The organism is Pigmentiphaga kullae (genome assembly GCF_004216695.1).
Taxonomy (GTDB): Bacteria; Pseudomonadota; Gammaproteobacteria; order Burkholderiales; family Burkholderiaceae_B; genus Pigmentiphaga; species Pigmentiphaga kullae.
The window spans coordinates 937233-960400 of the sequence record NZ_SGXC01000002.1; the positions used below are offsets into that span (position 1 = coordinate 937233).

The window sequence follows — 23168 nt, forward strand, 5'->3', positions numbered from 1 at the left end:
CAAGGATCCGCCATGACAAGCACCTCTGCACGAACATGCGTCCCGATCAGGTCCCTGGCCATCCATGGCGTGTGGCTGCTCCTGGCCGCCTGTGGCGGGGACGGCGACCAAGCCCTGCCGGCCCCGCCCGTCGTGCCTCCCGCGGCCAGCCTGGCGGTGGACTGCGCGGGCCCTCATTGCGGCGCGATCGCCCCCGACCGCTACGACGGCCAAGGCATCGGCCTGTGGCAATACACGAACGACACGGACGAACGAGTGGCGCTGCCCATACGGATAGCCGGCATCCCCGGCAAGGATGTCCAGTTGATCTACGCCAGCCATTCCGATACACCACAAAAACTGCCTGCGCTGGAACTCTTTGTCCGCTCGCCCTATCCGGGCGCAGCGCTGGCGTCCACCCTGAACGGCCTTTCCCTGCGCGCAGGTCAGCCTTCCACATTCCCCACGATCCGCCATGGCCGCATTCCGGAGGCCATGTGGCGCAAATTTCGGGCGCAGCGGCAAATCTCGCCGCAGTTGCGGGCCGCGCCCGATGTCCGCGTCCCGCCCCAGGTGGGCGATCGGCGGAACTGGTGGATAGACTCATCCGTCGACGAACCAGACTCCATCCGGTCGCGCCCCGCCACGTTGCGCAAGCAGGTCATGGCCTCGGGTATCGATCCTCGCCGGGTGAACTTCTGGGTCGCCGACCCCACGGAGGGTCCGGACCTCATCACCGATGGCATGCTGGACCAACTGGCCCAACGCGTCCTGGCAGGGGACGATTCATCCTATGCCCGCCTGGTGGCGCTTGCCGGGCCGCTCTGGGGGCCCAGCCCATACGAAAACGTTATCCCGCCCGACCAGGACCTTCACATCGTCATTGCCGATGGATTGGCCAGCGGCGGCTACGTCGACCTGCTCAACGTGCTGAGGCGAGACATGCCCACCGGCATCCCGGAGATCGACGAATGGCTGCGCTTCAGCAACGAGGCCATCGCCGCCGTCCTCCATGCCGCCTCGGTGTACGACCCGCTCGGTCCTGTCGGCTACGGGCCTTCGACGCTGATGCATGAACTGACCCACGCGGCCACCGCCTATGGACGCGACTTCAGCCGCACGATCTCCTACGCCAACGACACGTGGCTGGAGGAAATGGTCGCCACCATGATGCAGGACGTGCAGTTCCGGGAAGACCTCGATTCCAAGCACTCGATACGGGACGACAGGCTCGCGAGCTGGCTCCGGTTGGTCAAATGGGGTTCGCTGAACTGCGACCTGCGCTCGGTCTCGGCCTCGGACTTTACCCAGGCCTGCTACGGCTACGACCGGGTGGGCAGCTTCGGCGCCTTCCTGCTGCGCCAGTTCGGCGTGGCATTCTTCCACGGACTGCTGCAGAACACGAGTTCGCGGGACTCGTTCGAGGTCCTGGATGATGCCATCCGGCAGGCGGGCGGCGCCGGGTTCGCCCAGGCCTGGCAGCGGTTCTCGACGATTGCGGCCCTGCTGCCGGCCACGAATGTACCGACAGGCTTCGGCATGCCGGCGCGCAAGGAGAACGGCTACGCGCTGGTCCCCATGGACGGCGCACGCTATGCCGTCAGCGAACTCCCCACGGCCACGCCCATGCAGCTCGCCCCCTACGGCATCTTTCCTTTCGTGCGCCCGGGCATCCAGGGCACCTACCGGGAAACCGTGACCGTACCTCCCCACACCAGCCTGTCGGTGGTCATCCGATAGGCCCGGACATCACCGGCAATCGTCTCAAGGAAAAGCCATGCTCTCCTTTTCGCTACGCATGCATACCCTTCCCCTCCGGCTGGCCCTGCTCGGTCCGGCGCTCGTGCTGTCGGCCTGCGGCGGCGACGGCGCCGTGACGCCCGACACCCCCGAGCCGCCGCCTCCGGCCGTCGCCCAACTGGCCGTCGATTGCAGCGGCCCCCATTGCGGCGCGGTCGACGCCCATCGCTACCTGGGCTCGGGCGTAGGCATCTGGCAATACACGAACACGACGGGCGAACGGCGCGAGGTGGAGATCGACATCTCGGGCCTGGCCGGCAAGGACGTGCAGTTGATCATGACGAACCACGGCGACGCGCCGCAGAAGATGCCCGGCATCGAATTGTTCGAGCGCTCGCCCTACCCGGCGGATGCGCCCGCGGCCGCACGGCGCGCCCCCGCCTTTTCCCTGGCCGTGCCGTTCGCTGCGGAACAGGCCACGGAGAAACGGGCCACGGAAAAACAGGCCACCGCCAGCCGGGCCGTCGCTCCTGCCTCCGTCGTGGGCGCCACGCGCCCGTGGTGGGTCGATACGTGGACCGAAGGCCGGGTCGAACGCCCGTTCACGCTGTATCGCCAGGGGCAGGCCCAGGGGCCGGATGGCCCGCGCCGTGTCAACATCTGGCTCGAGGACGACCAATACGGCGACGCGCTGGTCAGCGACGCCATGCTGGATGCGCTGCTGCAGCGCGTGGCCACGGGCCCCCATGCCGTCTATGCCAGAGCGACGGACCTCGCCGGCGAGCCTTGGGGGCCGCACGAGACAGCCGGCGCGATACCGCCGGCGCAGGACCTGAACATCGTGCTGGGCAAGGAGCTGGCCTACGTGTCCTACCCGGGCGGCCGGGACTTGCGCATCCGCCAACAGACGGGCAATCCCGACTTCGACGAATACGTCCGCACCAGCAACGAGGCACTTGCCGTGTACCTGACCACGGAGCGCTTCTATCAGCCGGACGACTACTACGCATCCGGCGAACCGGCCGCAGCCATGGCGCTGATGCTGACTCAGATGGCCAACATCTATCACCGCTCGGCGCTACCCGCCAACGACCAGTCCTTCGAACCCTGGCTCGACATGATGACGGCCCTGATGATGCAGGACATCCTCTATCTGCCCGGCATCGACGCGTACCAACCCGTGGGCGACATCTACCGCTGGTACTGGCTGTCGGGCGGCGCCGCGGACGGCTTCAACTGCGACCTGAAGACCGCGCGGGACGCCAACGGCAACAGTTGCTATGTCCTTGGCGTACAGGCGTCCTTAGGCGCCTACCTGCTGCGGCAGTACGGCATCGGCTTCTATCGGCAACTGCTGCGCAACACCAGTTCTTCCGATTCCTGGGCCATCCTGGACGACGCCATCAGGCAGGCGGGCGGAGAAGGCGCGGATGCCGCCCTGCGCCGCTTCGCCACCAACATCGCCCTGCTGCCGGCGGCCGCCTCGCCCAAGGGCTACGGGCTGCCGGAACGGACCGACGGCGCCTACACGCTGGCCGCCATCGACGGCGCTACCTACGCGAGCGAACTGGCCCTGCCCACCGACACGATCATGACCCTGATGCCGCGCGCCTTCTTCCCCTTTGCCCGGCCGGCCGTGCGGGACACCTACCGGGAGAACATCGCCGTGCCGCCGCACGCCAGCCTGTCGGTCGTCGTGCGCTAGGAGCCTCCATGCAAATCGCCGCCCGAGTCCTTTCCCTGCTCGCCGCCGCCAGCCTGATGCTGCTGTCGGGATGCGGCGGCGATGGCGATCCCATCGCCCCGCCGGAACCGCCGCCTCCCGGTGCGCAACTCGAGGTCGATTGCAGCGGCCCCCGCTGCGGCGCCATCGATGCCCACCGCTACGCAGGCTCGGGCATCGGCATCTGGCAGTACACCAACACCGGCGACGAGCGGGTCGCGCTGCCCGTCAGGCTGGCAGGCCTGGCCGGCAAGGACGTGCAACTGATCTACACCAACCATGGGGACACGCCGCAGCGCCTGCCGGCGCTGGAGCTGTACCTGCGATCGCCATATCCTCTGGCGGCGCCCGCCGCCAGGCTGGCGGCCCCGGCCGGCGCGGACGCGGCCAAGGGCGAAGGCCCACGCCGCCATCGGCGGCCCGACCTGCCGCCGATGGCGGCCGATCCGATGCAAGGGTTGAAGAGCCGCAAACCCTCGCCCTCGGCCAAAATCATCGCGCCGCGCGTGGCCGCCCCGGCGCCCCGGCTCGGAGACGTGCGCACCTGGCGGGTGTCCGGATACGGGATGGGCACGGACGAGGACGCGTTCCGCCGCTCGACCCTGGTCCGCCAGGCCGTGGCCCGCGACGGGCGCGGCATCCACGTCTGGGTCGATGCGCAAACCCAGGCGGCGGGAAGCGTGACCGACGCGATGCTGGACGGTTTCATCCGTGACCTGGTCGAGGGAGAAACCGCGGTCTACGACCGAACCGTCGCACTGTCCGGACCGCCATGGGGGCCGTATCCCGACGTCGGGTTGCCGGCCCTTGCCCCTGATCAGGACCTGCACGTGGCCTTCATCCGCGACATGATGGCGGCCGGGATGGTGCACTGGAACGACGTCGGGCTGAACGACCCGGCTGGCCCTCCGGAGGACAATCTCAGCAATGAAGCGCTGGTCCTCTTCATCTCCGACGACAATTTCTACAATCCGGTGCTGGATGAACTGGCCACCTTCACCCATGAACTGACTCACCTTTCCACCCGCTACCGGCAGGTCATCGCCAAGGAGCCGGGGCAGGAATACTTCCACCAATCCTGGTTCGTCGAACTGATGGCGCTGATGGCCGAGGACGCCCTCTACCTGCCCGGACTGAACCGCCACCACGAGAGCCGGGATTTCTTCGTCCGCTACTGGCTGCGCGGCCAGGGCTTCAACTGCGACATCCTGTCGATCGCCATCCTGGCCGTGGACCGCTGCGACAGCTACAACATCAACTCGACCATAGGCGCCTACCTGCTGCGCCACTACGGCATGGCCCTTTATCAACGGCTGCTGGACGAGACCGGCGCGCCGGACTCCTGGGGCATCCTGGACAAGGCCATCCGCGACGTGGGCGGCCCCGGCGTGCAGACCACGCTGCGCCGCATCGGCACGACCATCGCGCTGCTGCCGGCAGCTTCGCCGCCGAACTTCGGCCTGGGCGCCAGAAGCGATGCCGGCTACGAGCTCGTGCCGATGGACGGCTCGCTATACGCGGACTACGGACTGCCAACGAGCGTACCGATGTACCTGCAGCCGCGAGGATTCTTCCCGTTCGTGCGGCCCGCGGTGCGGGACGTCTATGAGGAAACCATCACCGTCCCGCCCCATACCAGCGTGTCAGTCGTGGTCCGATGAAGCACCTTTCTCCCTGGAGTATCTGCCATGTCCCTGCCCCGGTTCCATCGGCTGCCGCCATCGCTGCTCGCCATGCTGCTCGGGCTGGCCATGGCCTCCTGCGGCGGCGACTCCCAGCCCGGCTCCACGCCGCAGACCGAAGTCCCCACGTCGCCCGGACTCACGGTGGATTGCGAAGGCCCCCGTTGCGGCGCGACGGATGCGCATCGCTATGCCGGCGCGGGGGTTGCGGTCTGGCAGTACACCAATGCCACCGCCGCCAACGTGGAGGTGCCGGTGCGCATCGACGGGATTCCCGGCCGTGACGTACAGCTCGTATTCGCCAATCTGGGCAAGACGCCGCAATCCATGCCGCCGCTCGCACTGGCAGCGCGCTCGCCCTATCCCGTGGACTTGCTCCCCGCCCCGGCGCAGGTGTCCCGCGCATCCGTATCGCGCCTGGCATCGATTCGGCCCGCGGCGCGGCTCAATGCCGGTCATCGCCAACGCCCCGCCAGCAGGCTGTCCGACGTGTTGCATCGCGCCACGGCGGTCCCCGAAGCCACTGCGCCGCACGACGAAGCACCAGGAAGCACGCGTTCCTGGCTGGTCCAACAGAGTGGCGACGTCATGGATGTCTCCGAGCGCCGGGTCACGCTGGCCCGCCGGCAACACGCGCCGGACGGGCGCGTGGTCAACCTGTGGATGGAGGATGGCCAGCTCGAGAGCGGTCTGGTCACGGCCGGCCAGCTCGACAAACTGATCGAACGGTTCGCGGTAGGACCAGCCTCCATCTATGCCAGGGTTTCCGACATCGCCGGACCGCCCTGGGGCCCTCACTCCCGCGCCGGTCTCATACCCGCCGACCAGCCGCTGGACATCGTCTTCGTCACGGGCATCGCATCGATGGCCCAGGCCTACGTCCGCATCGATGATTTCCCGCTGCGCCCCACGGACCCGGCCCCCGACGATCCGCGCCGCACCAGCAACGCCGCGCTGTCCATCGTCATGAGCGTCGAGACGCTATACACCTCCCTCTACCCGCGAAACTACGAACCGGCGGCTTCGGTACTGGCCCATGAAATGACCCATCTGGCCAACGTCTACCGCCGCGGCATCCAGCGCGGCGACGATGACTACCGCCATGCCGTCTGGCTTGAAGAAACCACGGCACTGATGATGCAGGACATCCTGTTCGATCCTGAACGCGACACGCTGCACGAAATCCGCGACAGCGCGCTGTTCGCCTGGATGGTCCTGGGCAGCGAAGGCGGGTTCAACTGCGACCTGGCCCGGTACTCCAACGATCCTTCCGAGCTGTGCGTCAGCTTCCCCGTGCAGGGGGCTTTCGGCGCATACCTCCTGCGCCACTACGGATTGGCGTTCTACCGTGATCTGCTGCGCAACATGTCGTCGACCGACTCCTGGGAAATGCTGAACGACGCCATCCGGCAAGCAGACGGGCCGGGTCTTACGGTCGCGTTGAGGCGTTTCAGTGCGGCCATCGCCCTGCTTCCCGCCGGCACGTCCCCGCCCGGCTATGGATTCCCCGAACGCAGGGAGTCGGGATACACGCTCGTGCCCCTGGACGGCTCTCTGGACGCTGACACCCCTCTGCCCGGCAGCCTGCCGGAACAGCTCGTCCCACACGGTTTCTTCGCCACCGCGCGGCCGAACATGCGCGGCACCTACCTCGAGACCATTACGGTACCGCCGGGCACGGCACTGTCCGTCGTCGTCCGCTAGGGCCTGTTCACGCTAGCGAATGCGCACGCCAGGCTCGATCGTGGGCGGCCGTTCGTTGGTGGCCTGCACCGAGTACCCCGCTATCGCCTTGTACTGGACGGAATGCCGCGCCAGCTCTTCCTGCGGGACCACGTCCTCGATGCGGTCGAAACGTCCGCCGCAGCGCTCCTCGACCAGGTCCAGGATGCTGTCCGGCCCGGCAACGCGATTGGTCAGGATGACCTGGGCCGTAGCCGGCCGCATCCTGGCCTCGTAGGCCGACAGCGCCTCGGGCGTCAATCCATGTTCCAGGAACGCCCTCCCCAGTTCCCTGGCATCGATGATGGCCGAACCCGCACCGTTCGAACCCACTGGATAGGCCGCATGAGCGGCGTCTCCCATCAGGCTGGTACGGCCGACCGTCCAATGGCCGAGCGGGTCGCGGTCCACCATCGGATACTCGTATACGGTATCCGCGGCCGCGATCAGCGCCGGCACGTCCAGCCAGTCGAAGCGCATGTCAGTAAAACGCGGCAGGAAATCCTCCAGGCGCGCCTCCCGGTTCCAGTCTTCCTTGTTCCAAGGCTGGCCGGGCTCGTAGTTCAGGTTCGCGATCCAGTTGATGGTCGCCAATCCGGTGCGGGGATCCGGCGCGGAAATCGGATAGGCGACGAAGCGCAGGCCGGAGTGGCCGATCATGACCATGGAGGCCCCCGTCTTGTAGGGAATCGCACGCGAAGTGCCGCGCCACAGGACGGCCCCTCCCCAGACGGGCTCGCCTTCGTCCGGCGCGATCTGCCGGCGAATGGCCGAATGGATGCCGTCGGCCCCGACCAGGATGTCTCCTCGTTCGATGCGGTCCGCGCCTTCGGCATTGCGTAGATGAAGCACCGCCTTGCCTCCCTCGTCGGCAAATCCGGTCGCCGCCCATCCGCACTCCACGCAATCCGGTCCGGCGCGCCGCAACAACTCTTCATACAGCATCATGTGCAGCCTGCCCCGATGGACCGAATATTGCGGCCACCGGTACCCCGCCTGCAAGCCGCGGGGCTCCGTCCAGATGTGCAGGCCATGCTTGGTGTACATGCCATAGTCGCGGGTCCGGACGCCTATGTCATCGAGCAGGTGGCCAAGGCCGAGGTCCATCAATTCGCGGACCGCGCTCGGTTGAAGGTTGATACCCACCCCAAGGGGGCGGATCCGGCGGACGGTTTCAAAGACTTTGAAGGAAACGCCGATCTGCTGGCAGGTCAGCGCGAGGGACAGGCCGGCGATTCCGCCGCCGGCGATCAATACGGTCATGGTTGCGATACCTCGGGGTCGTGGTGCTTGCCACGGAGAAGAACGATGGGAAGGTCGTGAATGACGAGCGGGATCACGGGCCCGCGTATCCCGCGCGCTCCACCATCGTGGCGAAGGCCGCCGTCGTCTCCTTGATGCGCGCGCCAAGCGCATCGGGCGAACTGGCGGCGGGAGCACGCCCAGCTCGCTGACCTTGGCCGCGAATGCGGGCGACTCCACGACGCGGGTAACCGCCCGGTTGTAGCGGCGCACGAGGTCGGTAGGTAATCCCGCAGGAGCAAGCACCGCGACGAAGCCGCTTACGCCGTAGCCGGCCAGCCCCTGTTCCACATAGGTCGGGACATGAGGTATCGAAGGCAGCCGTCTCGGACCGCTGACCGCGATGACGCGCACGCGGCCTTCCCGCTCGTACTGCATCATGGCCCCGATGGAACCGATGCCCGCGGGGATCTGCCCGGCGACGACATCCTGCACCACGGGTCCATCGCCCCGATACGGTATCGGCGTGACGTCGCCCCCGAAATCCCTGGCCAGGATCTGGACGCCGAAGTACGGATCGCTCGCGGGGGCCGGAACGCCCACGCTGCCCTTTCCGGGATGGGCATTCGCCCAGTCGATCAAGCCCTTCAGGTTGCGCACGTCGCCCAGCAGTTTGGGATTGACCGCCAGGACATCGTTGGAGATCGCCACCAGCCCGACCGGCACGAAATCTCTTTGCGGATCGTAGCCGGGCTGGCGCACGGTCAACGGGATCATGGCCAGCGCATGGCTGTTCGACAGGAACAACGTATTGCCGTCGGCGGCGGCGCTCCTCAGCGCCACCGCCGCCAGTTGCCCACCGGCTCCAGGCTTGTTCTCGACGATGACATTTCGCTGCAACTGGTCCGACATCCCCTGCGCCAGGTGGCGGGCGATGACGTCGTTGCTGCCGCCGGCGGGAAAGCCCACCAGCAGGCGCAGCGGAGGCTGCTGGGCAATGGCGATGCAGGGCAGCAGCACTGCCAGCATCAGGCTCAAGCGGCGTTTCATGGGTTCGCTCCTTGGCGGGTGGCGTTCGGCATTCCCGGTGCAGGCACAGGGGCTGGAACGCATTCTGCGAACAAAGCGGGCGAAGTGGAATTGATGAAATCGAACCTATATTGCGTAATATGCAATACCAGGCTCACTCTCCTTTCCTGCCATGAACGTCGACCTGTTCGCCCTGAAAGCCTTCGTCATCCTGGCCGAACACCTGCATTTCGCCCAGGCCGCAACCGCGCTGCATGTTTCGCCGTCCCGCCTGACACGCGTCGTCCAGTCGCTGGAACGGGAAATGGGCGTCCGCCTGCTGGCCCGTTCGACGCACGGCACCGCCCTGACCGCCGACGGGACGGAATTTCTTCGCAGCGCCCGGCGCATCGTGGCCGAAATGGATTGGGCGGGCCGACGACTCACGCGGCGCAGCGTGGCGTCGGCCGCCACGTTCACGGTGGGCTGCCTGGCAGGCAGCCTCTACGACTTGCTGCCCGAGCGCGTCCGCGCCGCCCGCCTCGCGCACCCCAAGGTGCAGATCCGGCTGATCGAGATGCAGGAGGACGAGATGACCAGCCAGGTACTGGACGGGACGTTGGACATGGGCTTCCTGTATTTCCCCACGCCCGACGACGAAATGATCAGCCGGGTCGTCGCCCGCCGGGCCCAATGGGTCGCGATGGGCCCCGATCATCCCCTTGCCCGGCTGCAATCCCTGTCCATCAAGGATCTTGCCGGCCACACCATGATTCTCCCCGACGAGACCGCGGCCCCACGGCTGCACCGGTGGTATCGCGGCTTCCTCGAAAAGAAGGGACGCCGCGCCGTCCAATATGTGGGAGCCAATCAGATCCACGTCGCCCTGGGCCTGTGCGCGGCCGGGGAAGGCCTGTGCGTGGTGGCGGAGAACCTGATGCATGTGCGGCGCGACGATCTGCACTACGTGCCGCTGGCCGATGCGCCCAAGACCGAGCTGACCGCCATCTGGCGCACCGATTCCCCGGTGCGCCAGGTCGCCCAGTTCATCGCGAAATGGTGAGCCTTTCCGGGCAGGTCTCGGGCGAGACGACCTCGCCCCTTTGAGCGTAGAAAGCCTCCACGTCCACCACGTTGCGCGTGCGCGTGAACGGCGGCAGGCCGCGCCACAGCAGCTTGCCGTAGGGCTTCTCGACCAGCCGGCGGTCGCCCACCATCAGCACGCCCCAGTCGGTTTCGGTGCGGATCAGCCGTCCCGCGCCCTGCTTGAGCGCGATGGCCGCCTCGGGCAGCTGGTATTCGAAGAAGGGATTGCCGCCCCGCTCGCGGCTGGCGCGGATGCGCGCGTCCAGCACCGGATCGTCGGGCGGCGCGAACGGCAGCTTGTCGATGGCCACCAGGGTCAACGCGTCGCCGGGCACGTCTATGCCTTCCCAGAAGCTGGCGCTGCCCACCAGCACGGCGTGTGCACTGGTCCGGAAGCGCTCCAGCAATTCGCGGCGGGAACGGTCGCCCTGCCTGAACAGGGGCCACTCCCAGCCGCGCTCGCGGAAGGCTTCCTGCAACAGCTCGGCCACCCGGTCCACCGCGCGCAGGGTCGTGCACAACACCAGCGCCGAACCCCGGCTGGCCGCCAGCACGGGCAACAGGGCCTCGACGAATCCTTCGGTGAAACGTGGATCCTGCGGCGCGGGAATGCCGTGCGGCACGAACAGCCGGCCGTTCGTACCATAGTCGAATGGCGATTCCCAGCGGCCGGTCGTGGCCTCGTACAGGCCGAGCTGGCGTGTGAAATGGGAGAAATCCTCGCGCACCGACAAGGTGGCCGAGGTCAGGATCCAGGCCTGGCCCGCCGGCCGGTACTGCGAAAACGCCTGCGCGACGGACAAGGGTGCGGTGTGCAGGCGGATGTGGCTGGCGCCGGTTTCCACCCAGCGCACCCAGCCGTCGTCGGCCCGCTGTTGGGGCGGCTCGGCAGGCTGTCCGGAAGACGACTCGGCCGCCGGCTCGGGCCAGGCGGATTCGGCCGGCTTGGCGGTCTGCTCCGGATGCGCCGGCGGCACGCCATGGGCCTCGGTCCAGCGCGCCAGCCGCGCGATCAGGTCGGGGCCGCGCTTGGCCACCATGTCCAGGTCGGGGTGGCGCTCGCCCACGGCCATCAGGATACGGCCCAGGGTGTGGACCGTATCGATCACCTGCTGCACCGCCTTGCCGAAGTCCCGGGGATTGGGCAGCGTGTCGAAGGTGCTGCGCTGGCCGGGCATTTTCTCGACCGCCGCGCAGGACAGCCGAAGCTCGCGCGTGGCCTGCTCGACGGCCTGCCCCAGCACCGGCCAGTCCGCGCTTTCGCGCGCATGCGACAGGCCGGCGACGGTGGCGTCGCGCGCGAAGTCCAGCAACTGGTGCGACGACACCGACTCGCCCAGGAAACGGGTGGCGGCGGCCGGCAACTGGTGGGCCTCGTCGAACACCACGGTGTCGGCAGCCGGCAGCAGGTCGGTGATGCCTTCGTCCTTGAGCGCGAGGTCGGCCAGGAACAGCGCATGGTTCACCACCACAACGTCGGCCTCGATCGCGCGCTTGCGGGCCTGCATGACGAAGCACTCGCGAAAGGCAGGACAATCGGATCCCAGGCAGTTGTCGCGGGTGGAGGTCACCTTGTGCCAGATGTCCGCATTCTCGGGCACTTCGGCCAGTTCGGCCTTGTCGCCGCTGCGGGTGTGCTTGGCAAACACCTCGATCTTGCGCAGTTGCGCGACCTCCGCGCGCGAGGCCAGCCGGCCGTCGCCCACGGTGCGTTCGAGGTGGTAGTGGCACAGGTAGTTGGACCGGCCTTTCAGCAGCGCGATGACCACTGGCAGTCCCAGCGCGTCCCGCACGGCCGGCAGGTCGCGGGCGAACAACTGATCCTGCAGCGTCTTGGTCCCGGTCGAGACCAGCACCTTGCCGCCATGCATCAGCACCGGCACCAGGTATGCGAAGGTCTTGCCGGTACCGGTGCCGGCCTCGGCCACGAGCGTGCCGCGATCGCCAATGGCCTGCGCGATGGCCTGCGCCAGTTCGATCTGCTGGATGCGGGGCCGATAGCCCTTGAGCCGGGCGGCCAGCGGGCCATCGGCCGCGAACACGGCGGCCACGTCGGCGCCGATGTCCATGATCGAAGCCGTCATGCAGGAATGTCCGGAATCAACTGCATCTGCAAGGCCACGATGTGGTCCTTGAGCTGGAGCTTGCGCTTCTTCATGCGCTTCAGGCGCAGTTCGTCCACCGCGGTGTCGACCGCCAGCCGCTCGATGGCGGCGTCGAGGTCGCGGTGCTCGAGCTGCAGTTCGACGATGCGCGCGGTCAGCGCCTGGATCCTGTCGTCCATCACGGCTTCCCGGCGGGCGCCGGCGCCCCCTCCTCCTGCTGCTGCGCCTTCAGGCGCCCGGCCTCTTCCTCGCGCTCGGCCCGGCGCCGGGCGCGCTTGGCCTCGGCTTCCTGGCGCTCGCGCGCCTGCTTCTCGGCGTATTCGCGCGCCTCGGCCTGCTTGCGTTCGAAATCGGCGCGGTTGCGCGCGCGAACGGCGGGATCGTCCACGTCGCGGGGCGGACGCGGCGCCGGCGCGGCGGCGGGGGCCGACGGGCGCGGCGGCGGGGCCGGCTCGGCCTTGGGCGGCGGGCGGCTGGCCGCTTCCTCGGCCTTGCGGGCGGCGCGGTCGGTGGCCTTGGCGTCGCGCTCGGCATTGTCGCGGTCGCGCTTCTCGTGCCGCTCGCGGGCCTCCTCGCGCCGGATGTACAGTTCGGCCGCGCGGCGGTCCGCATCGGTGCGCGTCACGCCGGCATTGCGCTCGAGCCTGGCCTTTTCGGCGCAGCGGTTGGCGAAGAACTTGTGCATGCACTCGGCCGCCTCGACGTCGTACTGCCGCTTGATGCGGTCGGACTCGGCCTTGGCGGCGTCGGCGGCGGCCTGGGCCGCCTCTTTCGAGGCATAGGCCTGGGCGGGGACGGACTGCCCGTCACCCTCGGCCGCCAGCGCCGGCACGGCGGCAAGGGCCACGGCGGCAGGCAGCAGCCAGCGCGCCAGCCGTGCGGCCCGGCGGCTCGTGGCGGGCAGGCCATCGACACATTGCGTAACGCCCGGTCGGAAAGCAATTAAGGACATATTCTCAGACTGTGGCAAAATCCGCGGCTTCATTTTCCAAGGTAGGACGGACTCGATGGCTATGGTCACCGACCGGGGCGAGGCACTCGACACCCAGGCCCAATCCCGCATTATCGCCCAGCTTGCCGAAGAACTCGGCGCGCGCCCGGCGCAGGTCTCCGCCGCGGTGGAACTCCTGGATGACGGCGCGACCGTGCCGTTCATCGCCCGCTACCGGAAGGAAGTGACCGGCGGCCTGGACGATACCGTCCTGCGCAACCTGGAAGTACGGCTGGAATACCTGCGCGACATGGAAAGCCGCCGCGCGGCCATCCTGGCCTCGATCGACCAGCAGGGCAAGCTGACGCCGGAACTCAAGGACGCGCTGACCGCCGCCGACACCAAGCAGCGCCTGGAAGACCTTTACGCCCCGTACAAGCCCAAGCGCCGGACCCGCGCCCAGATCGCCCGGGAAGCGGGCCTGGAGCCCCTGGCCGACGCCATTCTCGCCGATCCGGCCATCGATCCGCAAACCGCCGCCGCCACCTACGTCAACGCCGAGGCCGGCGTGGCCGACGCCAAGGCCGCGCTGGACGGCGCCCGCGACATCCTGACCGAGCGCTTCTCCGAGAACGCCGAGGTGCTGGAGAACCTGCGCGGCTACCTGTGGAGCACCGGCCTGGTCTACTCCAAGGTGGCCGAGGGCAAGGAAGCCGAAGGCGCCAACTTCCGCGACTGGTTCGACTTCAACGAACCGCTGCGCACCCTGCCCTCGCACCGTGTGTTGGCCATGCTGCGCGGCCGCCAGCAAGGCGTGCTCGAACTGCGCCTGGGCCTGGAACCCGAACTGGAAGAACAACTGCCGCATCCCTGCGTGGCGCGCGTCGCCAAGCTGGTCGGCCTGGACGGCGTGTTCGGCCTGGACGTCAGCCCTCGCCAGAAGTGGCTGGGTGAAGTCTGCCGCTGGACCTGGCGCGTCAAGCTGCTGCCTTCGTTCGAGACCGAGAACCTGGCCCGCCTGCGCGAGGAAGCCGAAACCGAGGCCATCCGCGTTTTCGCCCTGAACCTGAAGGACCTGCTGCTGGCCGCGCCCGCCGGCCCGAAAGCCGTGCTGGGCCTGGACCCCGGCATCCGCACCGGCGTCAAGGTCGCGGCCATCGACCGTACCGGCAAGCTGCTGGACACCGCGACCGTCTACCCGCACGAGCCCCGCCGCGACTGGGACGGCTCGATCGAGACCCTGGCCCGCATCGCCCGACGCCACCAGATCGAGCTCATCGCCATCGGCAACGGCACCGCCTCGCGCGAGACCGAGAAGCTGGCCGCCGACCTGATGAAGCGCTATCCCGACCTGAACCTGACCCGCATCGTCGTGTCCGAGGCCGGCGCCTCCGTCTACTCGGCCTCGGAACTGGCCGCCACCGAATTCCCCGAACTCGACGTCAGCCTGCGCGGCGCCGTCTCCATCGCCCGCCGCCTGCAGGATCCGCTGGCCGAGCTGGTCAAGATCGATCCCAAGTCCATCGGCGTCGGGCAGTACCAGCACGACGTCAACCAGCGCGAACTGGCCCGCATGCTGGACAGCGTGGTCGAGGACTGCGTGAACGCCGTGGGCGTGGACGTGAATACCGCCTCGGTGCCGCTCCTGACCCGCGTCTCCGGCCTGAACGCCGCGCTGGCAAAGAACATCGTGTCCTGGCGCGACCAGAACGGCGCCTTCCCCTCGCGCGCCAAACTCATGGACGTGCCGCGCTTCGGCGACAAGGCCTTCGAACAGGCCGCCGGCTTCCTGCGCGTGGCCGACGGCGACAATCCGCTCGACTGCTCGTCCGTCCACCCGGAAGCCTACCCGGTGGTCGAACGCATCCTGGCCAGGCTGCAGACCGAGATCCGCGAAGTCATCGGCAACCGCGCCGCCCTCAAGGGCGTCTCGCCCGCGCAATTTACCGACGAACGCTTCGGCCTGCCCACCGTCCAGGACATCTTCAGCGAACTCGAAAAGCCCGGCCGCGACCCCCGCCCCGAGTTCAAGACCGCCACCTTCCAGGACGGCGTCGAGACGCTGAACGACCTGCGCCAGGGCATGATCCTGGAAGGCGTGGTCACCAACGTCGCCAACTTCGGCGCCTTCGTCGACATCGGCGTCCACCAGGACGGCCTGGTCCACATCTCGGCGCTGTCCGAGAAATTCGTCAAGGACCCGCGCGACGTGGTGCGCGTGGGCCAGACGGTGAAGGTCAAGGTCCAGGAAGTCGATCTGCAGCGCCAGCGCATCGCGCTGACCATGCGCCTGAACGACGACTCGGTCCCCGCGCGCCGCGGCGACGGCGGCAGCGCCGGCACAGGCCGCCCGGCGGGCGGCGGGCGCGGGCGCGGGCGCGATCGCGGCATGAGCTCGCCGCCGCCGGGCGAAAGCGCGATGGCCGCAGCCTTCGCGAAGCTGAAGCGGTAGGCGGCGACGCCGGACGGCGCACCAAGGGGAAGCGAACGCGCTTCCCCTTTTTTTGCCGCCGGGCCGCCCCAAGGCAAAAAAGCGCCCCCTCGGGGGGCAGCGCTGCCGCGTAGCGGCAAGCGTGGGGGCATTTTTCGTCAGATCACGAATAAGTGCGGCCGTCCCCCACCGGCCAGATCGCCGCAAGCCGGGCCACGGTCTCCTTGACCCTGGGGGCGATGTCCTCCAGCGCCTGGCGGTTCATCCGGGCGCACGGCGCCGCCAGCGTCACCACGCCCACGCATTCCTTGTGGTCTCCGAACCGGCGCACCATCACGGGCACGCCGATCGCGCCCACGCCCAGGGAATGCTCTTCGTAGGAAATCGAATAGCCCCGCTGGGCGGACAGCTTCAGGTCGTCCAGGATCGCCTCGACCGTGGCGAGCGAATGTTCCGTGGCGGGCTCCAGGCCCCGCTGCAGCACGAGGCCCAGCGCGCGCTCGCTGCTCATCGTGGACAGCCAGGCCTTGCCGGCCGCATGCAGGTGCAGCCGCACTTCGAAGCCATAGCTGGGATTGAGCTGCAGCAGCCGGCTTTGCGCCAGGATGGAGGAGACCCACGTGATGCTGTCGCCCTCGGCCACGGCCAGCCGGATGAGTTCTCCCGTGGCATCCGCCAGTTCGCGCAGGATGGCGTTGCTCTGGTCCAGCAGCAGCGACCGGGACATCTTGCGCAGCCCCAGGTTGCTGAGCTTGAACGTCAGGCAATACCGCCCGGAAGCGGGGTCGCGGAAGACGTAGCGGCAGGCGACGAGCGTGTTGAGCAGCTTGAAGGCGATGGCCTTGTTCACCGCCAGCAGGCCGACGATGTCCGTGAATGACAACCCGTCCTTGGCGTCCGCCAGGGCCTCCACGACCTCGAACGCGCGCTGCACGGCGGCGATCTGCTCGACCTTGGCCGGGTCGCCCGCGTCCGCCGCGTCGTTCACGGCCGGCGTCGATTGGGGTTCATCCATGGCTGACAACCACGCCGAGTTTCATGAAAACCATAGTTACTCTCCATTAAGTTTTTGATTTTAATGGAATTAATCCCTCACATCCATCTCTTTGACGATTACAGGTAACCTAGGTTACCTTATAAAAAAGACAACGATTCATCACAAGGGTTGGATTTCATGAGAACAGGCAGCAGGCTGGCCGCGGACATCGGAGGCACCTTCACCGACGTGGCCTATTTCGACGCGGGGACCGGCAATTTGTCGCTGGGCAAGTCCCTGAGCACACCCGACCATCTGGTCGAAGGCATCGCCAGCGGCGTCGCTCAGGCGGACACCCGCTTCGGGGATGCCGAGATATTCCTGCATGGCTCGACGGTGGCGATCAACGCCCTGCTCGAGCGCAAGGGCGCGCGCACGGCGCTGCTGATCACCGAAGGCTTCCGCGACATCTACGAGATCGGCCGCATCAACCGGCCCGACGCCTATAACCTTTTCTTCGCCAAGCACGTGCCGCTGGTCGAGCGCGCGCTGCGCTTCGAGGTGGCCGAGCGGATGACGGCCGACGGCACGGTCCACGCCGCGCTGGACGAAGCCCAGGTGCATCGCATTTGCGACGATCTCATCGCCCGCGGCGTCGAGGCCGTCGCCATCCTGCTGCTGCATTGCTACGCCAATCCGGACCACGAGGCCCGGGTCAAGGCTATCGTGCAGTCCCGCCTGCCTCACGCCTTCGTGACCGCTTCGCACGAACTGTCGCAGGAATACCGCGAGTTCGAGCGCTGTTCGACGGCCGTGGCCAACGCCTATGTCGGCCCCACCGTCAGCCGCTACATCGGCGAAATCGAAGGCCACCTGCAAGAGCAGGGATTCGCCGGCTCGTTCCTGCTGGTCCAGTCGACCGGCGGCCTGTATGTGCCGGACCAGGCCAGGCAGCAATGCGTGCGCATGCTGGAGTCGGGTCCCGCAGCCGGCGTCGTCGGCGCCCACGCCCTGTGCGCCCGCCTGGGCATCGCCAATGCCGTGGCCTTCGACATGGGCGGCACCACCGCCAAGGCCGGCGTCATCCTGGACGGCCGCATCCTGACCGGCAATCTCGCGCTGGTGGGGGGCTACAACGAAGGCCTGCCGGTGCAGATCCCGCTGGTGGACGTCTTCGAAGTCGGCACGGGCGGCGGCAGCATCGCCGAACTCGACCACGGCGGCGCCCTGCGCGTCGGCCCCCGCAGCGCCGGCGCCGCGCCGGGGCCGGCCTGCTACGGCCGCGGCGGCGAAGCCCCCACCGTCACCGACGCCAATCTGGTCCTGGGCCGCCTGGGCGCCGACCGCTTCCTGGGCGGGCAGATGCCGCTGGACCTCGAAGCGGCCCGCGGGGCGATCGACGCCCGTGTCGCCTCGCCGCTGGGCCTGGACGTGCAACAGGCGGCCGAAGGCATCCTGCGCATCGCGGCGACGAAGATGTCCTACGCGGTCAAGGGCGTCTCGACGGAACGCGGCCTGGACGCCGCCTCGTTCACGCTGGTCGCCTATGGCGGCGCCGGCCCCCTGCACGCCGCCGCGGTGGCGCGCGAAATCGGCATGCGCCACGTCATCATCCCCCGGGCGCCAGGCCATTTCTGCGCCTTCGGCATGCTGCACTCCGACCTGCGCTACGACTACGTCCGCACCAGCTTCGCCAGGCTGGCCGACGTCGGCCTGGACGACGTCATGGACCAGCTCGACCAGCTCGCCGGCCAGGGCCGCGCGGCCCTGGAAAGCAGCACCGTCCGGCCCCGATCGATCACCGTCGCCTACTCCGCCGACATGCGCTACGTGGGCCAGGAACACTCCGTGACGGTCGAGCTGGACGAGTCCGCGCTGCGATCCGGCGACAAACCCGCCATCAAGGCCCAGTTCGATCTCGTCCATCAGCAGCGGTACGGCACCTGCGCGCCCGGCGAGCCCGTCGAGATCGTGACGCTGCGCGCCGCCACCACCGGCGTCATGCCCAAGCCGCCCATGGAAGAGCTTTCCCCGTCTGCGGAAAGATCGATAGCGGCCGCTCGCGCGGGACACCGCCGCGTCTATTTCTCGGCCCAGGCCCGCGACATCGAAACCCCCGTGTTCCGCCGCGACGCCCTGCCCGCGGGCGCCGGCATCGACGGCCCCGCCCTGATCGAGGAACACGCCTCGACCACGGTCGTGTTTCCCGGCGACCGCCTTGCCGTGGACGCCTACGGCAACCTGCACATCGAACTTGGAGCCTGATGACCATGCCCGCCCCTTCCGCGCCGCCCGACCTGGACACCCCGCGCCCGGACGCCGTCCTGACCGAGATCGTCCGCAACGGCGTCCTGGCCGTGACCGAGGAGATGAAGACCAACCTCATGCGCACGGCCTACAACATGATCATCTATGAAGCGCTGGACTTCACCGTGGGCCTTTTCACCGCCGACGGGCAGACCGTCTCCATCGGCATCGGCCTGCCCAGCTTCATCCGCGGCATGGCCAACACGATCAAGGCCAACCTGGACCGGTACGGCAGCGACGGCATCGAGCCCGGCGACATCCTGGTGACCAACGACGCCTACATCACCGGCAGCCACCTCAACCACTTCACCTTCAGCCAGCCCATCTTCTTCGACGGCCGGCTCACGGCCTGGGCCTGCTGCATGGCGCACTGGCCCGACGTCGGCGGCGCGCTGGGCGGCGTGACCTCGGACATCTATGCCGAAGGGATACAGATCCCGGTGCTCAAATACCAGCGGGCAGGCGTGGTCAACGAGGATCTGGTCGAGATCATCCGCACCAACGTCCGCCTGCCCGAACGGGCGATGGGCGACCTGCGCGCGCAGATCGTGGCGGTCACCACCGGCGCGCGGCGCTTCTCCGAACTGCTGGAGCGATACGGCCGCGGGCCCGTGCTGGGCGCCATCATGAACATCATGGACCAGTCCGAGGCCGCGGCCCGGCAGCGGACGCTGTCGATTCCCGACGGCGTCTACGAAGCGGAATCCTTCATGGACGACGACGGCCTGGACATCGGCAGGCCCGTGCCGATCAAGGTGCGCGTGATCAAGCAAGGCGACGAATTGACCGTCGATCTGTCCGACATCAGCCCGCAGGTTCGCGGCTTCTTCAACTCAGGCCCCAGCACCGGCTATTCCTGCGCGCAAGTCGCCTACAAATGCCTGACCTCGCCCACGGACTACCCCATCAACGAAGGCAGCTTCCGCCCGTTGAAAGTGATCGTCCCGCAGGGAACGGTGGTCAGCGCCATCAAGCCCGCGGCCATGCGCAAGTGGATGACCTTCCCCATGACCGTGGTGGACACCATCTTCAAGGCGCTGGCCAGCGCGATTCCCGACCGCACCATCGCCGCGCACCACGCCGACCTGGTGATCGCCATGTTCCATGGCATCGCGCCGGCGGACGGCCAGTTCTTCATCGGCTTCATCGGCCCGACCGGCGGCGGCTGGGGCGCCAAGCAGTCGGCCGACGGCATGAGCGGCGTGGTCTGCTCCAACGACGGCGACACCCACAACAGCCCCTGCGAACAGCTCGAATCCAAGTACCCCATCCTGATCGAACGCCACGCCCTGCGCCCCGACTCCGGCGGCGCCGGCAAATACCGGGGAGGACTGGGCACCGAGGTCGTCGTCCGGGCCCGCTCGACGCTGTCGGTCGACGTCCAGGCCGACCGCATGCAATGCGCGCCCTGGGGCCTGCATGGCGGCCACGCCGGCCTACCCAACGAGGTCGTCGTGACCCGCCACGGCTCGGGCCGGCCCGAAACGGTGGCCGGCAAGATACGCAACGAACGCCTCAAGGCCGGCGACACGCTGCATCTGCGCGCGGGCGGCGGGGGCGGTTTCGGCCCGCCCGCCGAAAGAGATCCCGAGTCCGTGCTCGACGACGTGCGGCAGGGCTACGTCAGCGCCGGCAACGCACGCGACGTCTATCAGGTCGTGATCGTCGACGACAGAATCGACGTCACGGCAACACGGCGGCTCCGGCAAGACGCCCGCCGCTGATCGTTCCACCCCAGAGGAGACACCATGACGTCCGAAAGACCCGATCCCTTGCAGGCGGCCCGCAAGATGGCCGCGATAGGCGCAGCAACCTGCGCCGCCCTGGCGGCCGGCCCGGCCCCGGCGCTGGCCGCCGACGCCTTTCCCTCGCGGCCGGTGATCCTGGTCGTTCCCTACGCCCCCGGCGGCGGCGCCGACATCCTCGCCCGCACCGTCGCCAAGTACCTGGGCCGCGAATGGAACCAGCCCGTCGTCGTCGAATCGCGCGCGGGGGGCGGCACCACGATAGGCGCGAGCTACGTCGCGCGGGCCAGGCCCGACGGCTACACGCTCCTGGTCAGCGTGACCCAGCACGCCATCGCGCCGTCGCTGTTCAAGCAATTGCCCTACGACTATCTCAAGGACCTGGCGCCGGTGGCGCTGCTGTCCGACAGTCCCTTCATCCTGACCGTGCCCGAACGTTCGCCCTACGCGAACCTGTCCGACCTGCTGGCGGCGCTCCAGCACAAGGGCGGTTCCATGAACTTCGGCTCGTCGGGTCCGGCCAGCGTGCCGCACCTGGCCGGCGAAATGCTGAACCAGGCCACGGGCGCCAAGGCCACGCACATCCCCTTCCCCGGCACGGCGCCGGCGTTCACCGCGCTGCTGGGCGAGCAGATCGACTACCTGTTCGGCGACACCTCGGTGCTGCCCAGCGTGCTGGCCGGCAAGGTCAAGGCGCTGGCCGTCACGACCCGCGATCGCAGCCCGGCGCTGCCCAAGGTCCCCGCCATGTCCGAGACCATTCCGGGTTTCGCGCTGTCCTCATGGGTGGGGCTGGAAGCGCCCGCGGGCACGCCCCCGGCCGTCATCGCGGCGATCAACGCCGCGGTACAGAAGATCCTGAAGGATCCTGACCTGCTCAAGTCCTTCGCGGAAACCGCGAAGGTGCCGCTGCCCTCGACCCCGGCCGAATACGGCGACTTCCGCAAAGCCGAGGTCGAGAAATTCCGCGCCCTGACGCAGAAGATCGGAGTCAAGCTCGAGTGAGCACGCCGCGCGCCACTTCCTCCCGGCTCAAGGCCGTTGCGCTGGCCGGCCGCTGGCAGGGCCTGGTGCAGCGCCACCTGCCGCTGCGCGGCGGACCCTGTTCATGCGTGATGGGCATCGGCAACGTCACCGTTGCCGATTTCGAGATCGACCTGCTCGATTTCCTGCGCAGGAAATATGCGGGCGACGGATCGCTCGATCCGCATTTCGCGCACGCCGGCCATGAAGAAGCCACGGCGGGCAGCCTGCTCCTGCTGTTGCAGTCGCTTGCCCGCGACCCGGCGCTTCCCGAAAGCGCCGCCGACCTGCTCGACGGCCTCGATGCCTCGCTGGGATCGCTGGAAGCCGGCCACTGATCGAACCGCCCCCGGAGGCGGCTACAGGACCACCGCCTCCCGCCGCTCGGCATCCAGGTATTCCCTGGACTGCATCTCCAGTATCCGCGACACCGTCCGGTGGAATTCGTTGGCCAGCGCCCCTTCGGTATAAAGCTCCTCGGGTTCGCAGGCCGCCGACATGATCAGCTTGATCTTGTGGTCGTAGAACACGTCCACCAGCCAGGTGAAGCGCCGGGCCTCGGACGCCTGCCGCGGCCCCATGGCCGGCACGTCCGACAGGATCACCGCGTGGAAGCGGCTGGCCAGTTCCAGGTAGTCGTTCTGCGACCGCGGCCCGCCGCACAGCGTCGCGAAATCGAACCACACCACCGTCCCGCTCAGCTTGCGGGCCTTGACCTGGCGATTCTCGATCGACAGCACCGGCGGCTCGATGGGCGGGGTATCGGCCAGCGCGGCAAAGGCCTTCTCCAGCGCCGCGTCCGCCTCCGGGCCCAGCGGGCTGTGGTAGATCTCGACCTGCTCCAGCGCCCGCCGGCGATAGTCCACGCCGGAATCGACGTTCATCACGTCCATCTTTTCCTGGATCAGCGCGATGGCCGGCAGGATGCGGTCGCGGTGCAGGCCGTCGGGATACAGCGTCGAAGGTTCGTAGTTGGACGTCATCACGAACGACGTGCCGTTGGCGAACAGCGCCAGCAGCAGCCGGTACAGGATCATGGCGTCGGCCACGTCCGAGACGTGGAACTCGTCGAAGCAGATCAGCCGGTAGCGGCGCGAGATGCGGCGCGCCACTTCGTCCAGCGGGTCGGCCATGCCCTTGACCTCGTCCAGTTCGCGATGCACGCCGCGCATGAATTCGTGGAAATGCAGCCGTGTCTTGCGCTGGACCGGCACCGTGGCATAGAAGGCGTCCATCAGGAAGCTCTTGCCGCGCCCGACGCCGCCCCACATGTAGACGCCGCGCGGCACGCCCGGCCGGTTCAACAGACGTTTCAGGGCATTGGAACGCAGCGACTTGAACTCCACCCAATCGTCGTAGTAGCGCTGCAGGCGCTCGATGGCGGCACGCTGGGCCGAATCCGGGGCGAACCCGCGCTCGGCCAGGGCTTGTTCATAGTATTCGCGGACGTTCATTACGGTCGGGCAAA

General features: G+C 68.1%; 16 protein-coding genes. 10 read left to right on the top strand and 6 right to left on the bottom strand.

Annotation, left to right across the window (positions count from 1 at the left end; genetic code table 11):
- Window positions 1-12 precede the first annotated feature (12 nt).
- Genes EV675_RS18750 through EV675_RS18765 form a run of 4 tightly spaced genes read left to right on the top strand, consistent with a single transcriptional unit; the run spans window position 13 to window position 6828 of the window.
- A complete protein-coding gene (locus EV675_RS18750; protein WP_130358707.1) occupies window positions 13-1719 on the top strand; it encodes a M30 family zinc metallopeptidase in 1707 nt (568 codons plus the stop codon).
- Between the two features lie 37 nt (window positions 1720-1756).
- Complete coding sequence (locus EV675_RS18755) at window positions 1757-3424, top strand: M30 family zinc metallopeptidase (RefSeq protein ID WP_130358708.1); 1668 nt, start codon at window positions 1757-1759, stop codon at window positions 3422-3424.
- Between the two features lie 8 nt (window positions 3425-3432).
- Window positions 3433-5103 (top strand): M30 family zinc metallopeptidase, encoded by a 1671-nt coding sequence (locus EV675_RS18760; RefSeq protein ID WP_130358709.1) that lies wholly within the window; start codon window positions 3433-3435, stop codon window positions 5101-5103.
- Window positions 5104-5130: 27 nt separating this feature from the next.
- Window positions 5131-6828 (top strand): M30 family zinc metallopeptidase, encoded by a 1698-nt coding sequence (locus EV675_RS18765; RefSeq protein WP_130358710.1) that lies wholly within the window; start codon window positions 5131-5133, stop codon window positions 6826-6828.
- A 12-nt stretch (window positions 6829-6840) separates the two neighbouring features.
- Here EV675_RS18765 and EV675_RS18770 read toward each other — a convergent pair whose 3' ends face one another.
- Entirely contained in the window at window positions 6841-9138 is a 2298-nt protein-coding gene (locus tag EV675_RS18770) for a tripartite tricarboxylate transporter substrate-binding protein (protein WP_165404653.1), read from the bottom strand.
- 151 nt (window positions 9139-9289) lie between these two features.
- On the opposite strand from EV675_RS18770, the gene EV675_RS18775 reads away from it, so the two are divergent.
- Window positions 9290-10159 carry a LysR family transcriptional regulator gene (locus EV675_RS18775; RefSeq protein WP_130358712.1) on the top strand — a complete coding sequence of 290 codons (870 nt, stop codon included), beginning with the start codon at window positions 9290-9292 and terminating at the stop codon, window positions 10157-10159.
- Here the strand turns inward: EV675_RS18775 and yoaA are convergent.
- From yoaA to EV675_RS18790, 3 genes are read right to left on the bottom strand one after another with little or no spacing between them, the layout of a single operon-like run.
- Complete coding sequence (gene yoaA / locus EV675_RS18780) at window positions 10143-12266, bottom strand: DNA repair helicase YoaA (RefSeq protein WP_423213230.1); 2124 nt, start codon at window positions 12264-12266, stop codon at window positions 10143-10145. The genes EV675_RS18775 and yoaA overlap by 17 nt on opposite strands.
- Window positions 12263-12466, bottom strand: a complete 204-nt coding sequence (locus tag EV675_RS18785; RefSeq protein ID WP_130358713.1) for a YdcH family protein — start codon at window positions 12464-12466, stop codon at window positions 12263-12265. Before EV675_RS18785 ends, yoaA begins: the two co-directional genes overlap by 4 nt.
- The gene (locus EV675_RS18790) at window positions 12466-13239 is read right to left on the bottom strand and encodes a hypothetical protein (RefSeq protein WP_130358714.1); all 774 of its coding nucleotides are present in this window, start codon (window positions 13237-13239) and stop codon (window positions 12466-12468) included. The genes EV675_RS18785 and EV675_RS18790 overlap by 1 nt, the downstream gene beginning before the upstream one ends.
- A gap of 55 nt (window positions 13240-13294) precedes the next feature.
- Here EV675_RS18790 and EV675_RS18795 point away from each other — a divergent pair, with 55 nt between their 5' ends.
- Complete coding sequence (locus EV675_RS18795; RefSeq protein WP_130358715.1) at window positions 13295-15670, top strand: Tex family protein; 2376 nt, start codon at window positions 13295-13297, stop codon at window positions 15668-15670.
- 142 nt (window positions 15671-15812) lie between these two features.
- On the opposite strand, the gene EV675_RS18800 is transcribed toward EV675_RS18795, so the two are convergent.
- The gene (locus EV675_RS18800; protein ID WP_130358716.1) at window positions 15813-16664 is read right to left on the bottom strand and encodes an IclR family transcriptional regulator; all 852 of its coding nucleotides are present in this window, start codon (window positions 16662-16664) and stop codon (window positions 15813-15815) included.
- Between the two features lie 159 nt (window positions 16665-16823).
- Between EV675_RS18800 and EV675_RS18805 the strand changes: the two genes are divergently transcribed.
- The 4 genes from EV675_RS18805 to EV675_RS18820 are packed head-to-tail and all read left to right on the top strand — an operon-like array spanning window position 16824 to window position 22038.
- Entirely contained in the window at window positions 16824-18890 is a 2067-nt protein-coding gene (locus EV675_RS18805; RefSeq protein WP_130358717.1) for a hydantoinase/oxoprolinase family protein, read from the top strand.
- 5 nt (window positions 18891-18895) lie between these two features.
- Window positions 18896-20656: a hydantoinase B/oxoprolinase family protein gene (locus EV675_RS18810; RefSeq protein WP_130358718.1), complete on the top strand. Its 1761-nt coding sequence runs from the start codon at window positions 18896-18898 to the stop codon at window positions 20654-20656.
- 24 nt (window positions 20657-20680) lie between these two features.
- The gene (locus tag EV675_RS18815) at window positions 20681-21682 is read left to right on the top strand and encodes a tripartite tricarboxylate transporter substrate binding protein (RefSeq protein WP_130358719.1); all 1002 of its coding nucleotides are present in this window, start codon (window positions 20681-20683) and stop codon (window positions 21680-21682) included.
- Entirely contained in the window at window positions 21679-22038 is a 360-nt protein-coding gene (locus tag EV675_RS18820) for a hypothetical protein (RefSeq protein WP_130358720.1), read from the top strand. Before EV675_RS18815 ends, EV675_RS18820 begins: the two co-directional genes overlap by 4 nt.
- A 21-nt stretch (window positions 22039-22059) precedes the next feature.
- Here EV675_RS18820 and zapE read toward each other — a convergent pair whose 3' ends face one another.
- Window positions 22060-23154 carry a cell division protein ZapE gene (gene zapE, locus EV675_RS18825; RefSeq protein ID WP_130358721.1) on the bottom strand — a complete coding sequence of 365 codons (1095 nt, stop codon included), beginning with the start codon at window positions 23152-23154 and terminating at the stop codon, window positions 22060-22062.
- Between the last annotated feature and the right edge of the window lie 14 nt (window positions 23155-23168).